This window comes from Desulfovibrio sp. TomC (assembly GCF_000801335.2).
GTDB lineage: Bacteria > Desulfobacterota > Desulfovibrionia > Desulfovibrionales > Desulfovibrionaceae > Solidesulfovibrio.
Window position 1 is genome coordinate 127,522 of the sequence record NZ_JSEH01000015.1, and the last position, 6,180, is coordinate 133,701.

Annotated in this window: 6 protein-coding genes; 2 read left to right on the forward strand and 4 right to left on the reverse strand. The window is 62.8% G+C overall.

Annotated elements, in window-relative coordinates; genetic code table 11:
• Positions 1 to 26 precede the first annotated feature (26 nt).
• The 4 genes from NY78_RS14950 to NY78_RS14965 all read right to left on the reverse strand — a co-directional run bounded on the left by NY78_RS14950 (position 27) and on the right by NY78_RS14965 (position 3,732).
• Positions 27 to 1,172, reverse strand: a complete 1,146-nt coding sequence (locus tag NY78_RS14950; RefSeq protein WP_082140059.1) for a DUF459 domain-containing protein — start codon at positions 1,170 to 1,172, stop codon at positions 27 to 29.
• A gap of 70 nt (positions 1,173 to 1,242) precedes the next feature.
• On the reverse strand, positions 1,243 to 2,400 hold the full coding sequence (locus tag NY78_RS14955) for an SGNH/GDSL hydrolase family protein (protein ID WP_043637587.1): 1,158 nt from the start codon (positions 2,398 to 2,400) through the stop codon (positions 1,243 to 1,245).
• A 46-nt stretch (positions 2,401 to 2,446) separates the two neighbouring features.
• On the reverse strand, positions 2,447 to 3,211 hold the full coding sequence (locus NY78_RS14960; protein ID WP_231584009.1) for an SGNH/GDSL hydrolase family protein: 765 nt from the start codon (positions 3,209 to 3,211) through the stop codon (positions 2,447 to 2,449).
• Positions 3,212 to 3,360: 149 nt separating this feature from the next.
• Positions 3,361 to 3,732: an SH3 domain-containing protein gene (locus NY78_RS14965; protein ID WP_043637591.1), complete on the reverse strand. Its 372-nt coding sequence runs from the start codon at positions 3,730 to 3,732 to the stop codon at positions 3,361 to 3,363.
• Positions 3,733 to 3,976: 244 nt separating this feature from the next.
• On the opposite strand from NY78_RS14965, the gene argF reads away from it, so the two are divergent.
• The gene (argF, locus tag NY78_RS14970) at positions 3,977 to 4,885 is read left to right on the forward strand and encodes an ornithine carbamoyltransferase (protein ID WP_043637593.1); all 909 of its coding nucleotides are present in this window, start codon (positions 3,977 to 3,979) and stop codon (positions 4,883 to 4,885) included.
• 28 nt (positions 4,886 to 4,913) lie between these two features.
• Positions 4,914 to 6,107, forward strand: coding sequence for an argininosuccinate synthase (locus NY78_RS14975; protein ID WP_043637595.1), 1,194 nt, complete (start codon positions 4,914 to 4,916; stop codon positions 6,105 to 6,107).
• The last annotated feature ends 73 nt before the right edge of the window (positions 6,108 to 6,180 follow it).

Consider the following 6,180-nt stretch of genomic DNA (forward strand, 5'->3'; position numbering starts at 1 on the left):
CGCTGCGGGGCGTACTGGGGAGCGGCTTAGCGTTTGGCCGGCAGGCGCAGCGTCTGGCCGATGCTCAGGCGTCTGGAGTCCACCCCGGGATTGACGGCGGCGATGTCGTCGGGGGCAAGGCCCATGCGCTTGCCGATGGTGAGGAAGGTATCGCCGGTTCGCACGGCGTAGGTCTTGTTGCTGCGTTTGATCTTGGTTTGGGCGGCTGGCTCGCGCACGGGCCGGGCCGGTTGCCGGGATTCTTCGGCTATGGCGCGCAAATCCCGGGCCTGGGCGCGCAGTTCCTTGGCCCCGGCGCTGGGGGGCAGGCGTTCCCGGTCGGCCAGGGCTTCCAGCACGACGCCGGCCAGCAGTTTGGAGCCGGTGTCGGTCAGATGGACGCCGTCGGCAGTGCGGATGGGCACGGCGTCGCCGGTGGCAACGTCCCGGGCGTGACGGGTAAAGCGGCCGTCGGGATCGGAGAAAGCGGCTTCGGTATCGATGAAGCGGCAGTCGGCCGCCGCGCACATGGCGGCCAGAGCGGCATTGACCTGTTTGACGCCGGCCGCCAGCGAGGCCTCGCCCATGGACGGGACACCCACCCAGTAGACGGCGACCGCAGGATTGGCCTGGCGGCAGATGTCCACCAGTTCCCGGGCCTTGGCGGCATAGGCGTCGACCCAGGCGGAGCTTTCAAAATAGACCCGGCTGCCGTCGGCAGCGGCGATGGGCATTTCGTCGTTGGCCCCGATCATGATGATGACAGCATCCGGCGGGTTCTTGGCGGTCAGTTCGCGCAGCCGGGCCGGCCAGTCCAGCAGTTCCGGCCGGGTCAGCCCTGTCGAGCGCGTGCCGTCCCGGGTATAGTCAAGGCCGGGTGCGCCGGCCAGGGCGTGTTCAAGCTGTTCGCCAAGGCTTATCGACAGGGAATCGCCGACAACCAACAGGCGTTTGACCGCAGCAAGCGGACGTTCGGGAGGCGTGGGGGCGGCGACCGGGGCAGGGACCTGGGTGGCCGTCTCCGGCTTGGCCTTTTGCGGATTGTCCTGGCCGCAAGCCGTGCCGAGCAAGCAGCCCAGGATTGCCAGCGTCGCCGTTACGAGCAGGCGCTTTGGCTGTCCGGTCCGGGACGACGACCCACTCTCAGGTTTCGGGTTTGTTGACCTGGGGGGTGTTGCAGGGAGGCCGCTCATGGGGTCTGCGCCGGCAGGAACCGGGTTGGCCGGGGCCTGTTCCCAATGCATGGAAGCATCGGAGGGCGCATCATTGGGGAGCCCCTGCCACGGCTTGTTTTTTTTGCGTGATCTCCACATCCCGGGCCAGGGCCGTGAGAAAGATCTGGGCTAATATGTCGCCGCCGGCCACGGTGAAGTGGATTTTGTCATTGGCCCGGACCTTGATCTTGACCCCTTTGTCGTTGGCCAAAAAGGTGGAGTAGTTGCCCTGATCATCGGCCAAAAGGCTCCACGTGTCGAGGTAATGGCTGGTCGTGAACTTGGCGCACTCGGCCATGACAATCTCGTTCATGATCAGGACCTGTTTGGCATAGGACGCATCGCCCATGACCGGAAGACCGATCCAGTAATTGCGGATATTTTTTTCCTGCAAGGCGGAAAGAAAATCTTCGACCCGCATGGAAAAGACTTCGGGCCAAGTCTTGTTGGGACTTCCCGGCGGCCGGGGCTTCTCATTGATATTGATATATTTGGCGTCGTTGGCTCCCATCATGATCACTACGACGTCAGGCTTGTACTTGTCTAAGAAGACCCGGAGGGCTTTGCTCCAGTCATAGTACTTGGGATTGGCCAGACCGCTTGAGACTTTGCCTTCCTCGATGAGTTCCACGCCTTCGAGTTCGGCCACGCTGCGCCGCAGGGACAGGGACAGGCCGATGGCCAGGGAATCGCCGACGATCAGGATTTTACGCGGAGCCGCTCCTTTGCCCTGGGTCAGGGATTGTCCGGTCAGGCCTGGGGCGGGCGTGGCCATCTTGGCTCCGGTCGCAGGAACGGTATCGCTCCCATCGGCCTGTTCGGTCAGAGACGACTTGGGCGGAGACAGAACGGCCAGCAGGCTGTCGGCGTCAATGGGTTCGTCGGGCTTGAGCAGCGGCTGGTTGGGGTCGAGGCGCTCACGCAGAGCCGCTTCCGCCGCATCGGAGGCCGGCTCTTCGCGGCAGGCCAGATTATTTTTGTAGGTTTCGTCGTAATAGCCGGCCATGGCGCAGTCAAGCTGCCGCCAGGAGGCGGCCAACCCGGTTTCGCGCCAGAGATTTCGCACCCGGCGGACCTGCCGGGCCGTTTCCGAAGCCGGACCATCGGCCAGACGGTCGTCCACCCAGACCGACACCTTTTCGATGTTGGCCAGCATGGTCACAACCAAGGCGATCAGGTATACAAGGCAGGCTTTTTTCCAGCTCATGAGTTTCGACGTGTCCGGGCGTTAGGGGCGCGAAAGGAGGGCGGCGTCAGGGCGCAGCCGTCAGGCCCGTGACGATGCGATCGGTAAGAAGCTTGCAGCCGGCTGCGCTGAAATGCACGCCGTCTTTGCCGCGAAGTGAGACGGCCTTGCCGCCGACTGGCTTTTTGGCGGAAAAATTACCGGCATTATCCGCGAAAAGATCCCAGGAGTCGATAAACCGGCAGCCCTTGGCCGTGAGACAGGCCGAACGCATGGCCTCGTTGGCGGTCCAGGCCTTCTGGCTGAAGGTCTTGTCCCGCATGGGCGGCAGGCCGACCCAGACCACGGAGACCTTGTGATTGGCGGCAATGGATAAAAACCGAGCCGCCTTGGCCTGGAAATCCTTGGACCATTCCGGGGTGCCTTTGCCGTTTTTGGCGTCGTTGCCGCCAAGCATGACCACCAGGGCTTCGGGGTTTTCGGCAACCAGAAATTCGCCCAGAGCCTTTTCCCAATCATAAAATTTGGGGGAATTGAGTCCGCTTGAAACCTTGCCCCGGCTGGCCAGGGCCACCGGACCGCGCGGTTTGAGGGATTGCTCCATGGTCATGCCCAGGCCTACGGCAAAGGAATCGCCAACAAGCAGGACCTTTTTCGGGCTACAAGCCGTCTGGGCCGAAGCGGCCAGGGATTCGGCCGTGGCGGCCGGTTGCGACGCGGCGGGCGGAGCGGCGGCGTCGGCTTGGGCTGCTTTGGCCGGCTTCTTGGCCCAGGCGTGCGTCGGGATGAAACCGGGGGAAGCCAGGACGCAGAACAGTGCGGCGGCGGACATGACGAACTGCAGAATATGGGGGGAACGCCCACCGAAGCGGCGAGCTGGAGAATATCGCATCCGGTGCGGTATAAACGTGGCCTGCTGGTTTGTCCAGATGCAGGGAGCGGGCCGATCCGGGCCGGCCGCAGCTCCCCGCACCCGGGCGATTAATTGAGATATCGGGTGGAAACCCAGCCGTCCTGGCCCCGGGTGTAGGCCCAGACGTGGGTCCAGCCGCCTTCCTGGCCAAGGACCTGCACCTGTTCGCCGGCACTGAGCGAATTGATGATGGCGCACTTGGTGGAACCGCATGAGCGCAGGCTCAGGCCGTCGGTATTAACCACGGCAAAGACGCCGTCCGCCGGGACCACGACGCCGGCCGGCAAGGGGATACAGCCATAGCCCGAGGCATAATAATAGCCTTCCGGGCAGGCCGGCGGCGGCACGTAGACCATCGGACCGGCAGTCACCACACAGCCGGAAATGGCTAGAAGCGCCGAAAATCCCAGCAACAAAAACAACCCGCGTATTGTGTTCATGAATACCCTCCCGCCGTTTGGGCCGCACTCGCCCGATTACCTGCCGCCCGACGCCGCCAGAGAGGTGGGTCGGAACGGGAAAAGTTCAGCTACCATGCCTGAGTTAGCACCTCTTCCGTTGCTTGGTCAACGCGGCCTCCCGTGAAGAGTCGAGAAGCAGGCTGACGCTTTACAAGTTCATGGTTTGGAGAGTAACGTGCCCTTTTTTACCAATTCTGGGAAGTCGCCTCGGAAGGATACAGCCATGCCCCATCATTTGCTCACGCTTTTGGATTTTACCCCCGAGGAGGCCGGCCGCATCCTCGACCGCGCCGCCGCCATGAAGGCTGTGAATTACCGCAGCAAGCTCCTGGACGGCAAAACCTGCATCCTCATTTTCGAAAAAGCCTCCACCCGCACCCGCGTCTCCTTTGAAGTTGCCGTGCGCCATCTTGGCGGCTGGCCCATATTCATGACCCAAAACGATTCCCAGCTCGGCCGCGACGAACCCATCCGCGACACCGCCCGGGTGTTGTCGCGCTACGGCGACTGCCTGATCGTGCGCACCTTTGGTCACGACAAGCTGGAAGATCTGGCCTCGTTTGGCTCCATCCCCGTGGTCAATGCCCTGTCCGACGCCTACCATCCCTGCCAGATCATGGCCGACCTGCTCACCATACGCGAGCACTCCGGTCGGCTTGACGGCTTGAAGCTGGCCTATGTCGGCGACGGCAACAACATTGTCCATTCGCTGATTAACGCCGCCGCCCGCTTCCCCATCAAGGTGGCCGTTGCCTCGCCGGCCGGCTATGAGCCGAGCGCCGCCGTGGTGGCCAAGGCCAGGGAGCAAGGGGCCGACGTCACGGTCGTGGCCGATCCGGCCGAGGCGGCTGCCGGGGCGAATTATCTCTACACCGACGTTTGGGCCTCCATGGGCCAGGAAGCCGAGCACGCCGCGCGGGTCAAGATTTTTGCCGGCTACCAGATTAATGACGCGCTCTTGGCCAAGGCTGCGCCCGGAGCCAAGGTGCTGCATTGCCTGCCGGCCCATCGGGGCGAGGAAATCACCGACGCCGTCATCGAGGGTCCGGCTTCCATTGTCTGGGACGAGGCTGAAAATCGGTTGCATGTCCAAAAAGCCATCCTTGAATGGATTTTCACCCAGGGCAACTAGCCCCCTGCTATTTGATAAGGAAACAGCCATGAGCAGCATCAAGAAAGTGGTTCTCGCCTACTCCGGCGGCCTCGATACCTCGGTCATCCTCAAATGGATCAAAAAGACCTATAATTGCGAGGTGATCACCGTCACCTGCGACCTGGGCCAGGAAGAAGAGCTCGACGGCCTGGAAGACAAGGCGCTGCGTACCGGCGCGACCAAGGCCTATATTGACGATCTGCGCGAGGAATTCGCCAAGGACTTTATTTTCCCCATGCTGCGGGCCGGGGCCGTCTACGAAGGCCGCTATCTGCTCGGCACTTCCATTGCCCGGCCGCTTATCGCCAAGCGGCTGGTGGAAGTGGCCCGGGCCGAAGGAGCCCAGGCCGTGGCTCACGGCGCCACCGGCAAGGGGAACGATCAGGTGCGGTTCGAACTGACCACCGGCGTCCTGGCTCCGGACCTGCGCACCATCGCCCCCTGGCGCGAGTGGGACTTTGCCTCGCGCACCGACCTGCTCAATTTCGCCAAGGACAACGGCATTCCCGTGCCCTCGGACAAGAAGGGCTCGGACCACAGCATGGACCGCAACCTCATGCACTTAAGCTTTGAGGGCAGCGAACTGGAAGACCCCTGGAACGAACCGAGCGCCGACACCTATCTGCTCACCGTGCCCGTGGAAAAAGCCCCTGACGTGGCCGATGTCGTCACCATAGACTTTGAGCACGGTGATCCCGTGGCCATTGACGGCGAAAAGCTCTCGCCGGCCGCACTCATTAAAAAGCTCAACACCCTGGGCGGCAAGCACGGCATCGGCCGCATCGACATGGTGGAAAACCGTTTCGTCGGCATGAAGTCGCGCGGCATCTACGAAACCCCGGGCTGCACCATCCTGCATGTGGCTCACCGCGACCTCGAAGGCATTTGCCTGGACCGCGAAGTCATGCACCTGCGCGACGGGCTTATCCCCAAATACGCCGAGATGGTCTACAACGGCTTCTGGTACGCCCCGGAACGCAAGGCCCTGCAGGCCATGATCGATCAGGCCCAGGAGCGCGTCACCGGCACGGTTCGGGTCAAACTGTACAAAGGCCAAGCCTATCCGCTGGGCCGCAAGTCGCCCAATAGCCTCTACAACCCGAAACTCGCCACCTTCGAGAAAGACGAGGTCTATAATCAGGCCGACGCCACAGGGTTCATTCGCCTCGTCGGCCTGCGCCTGCGCGGCCTTGGCCAGTAGTTCGTAGGGAAGAGAAAGAGAATCAGGGGCGCTGCCCCTGCACCCCGCCGGGGGGATAATCCCCCCGGACCCC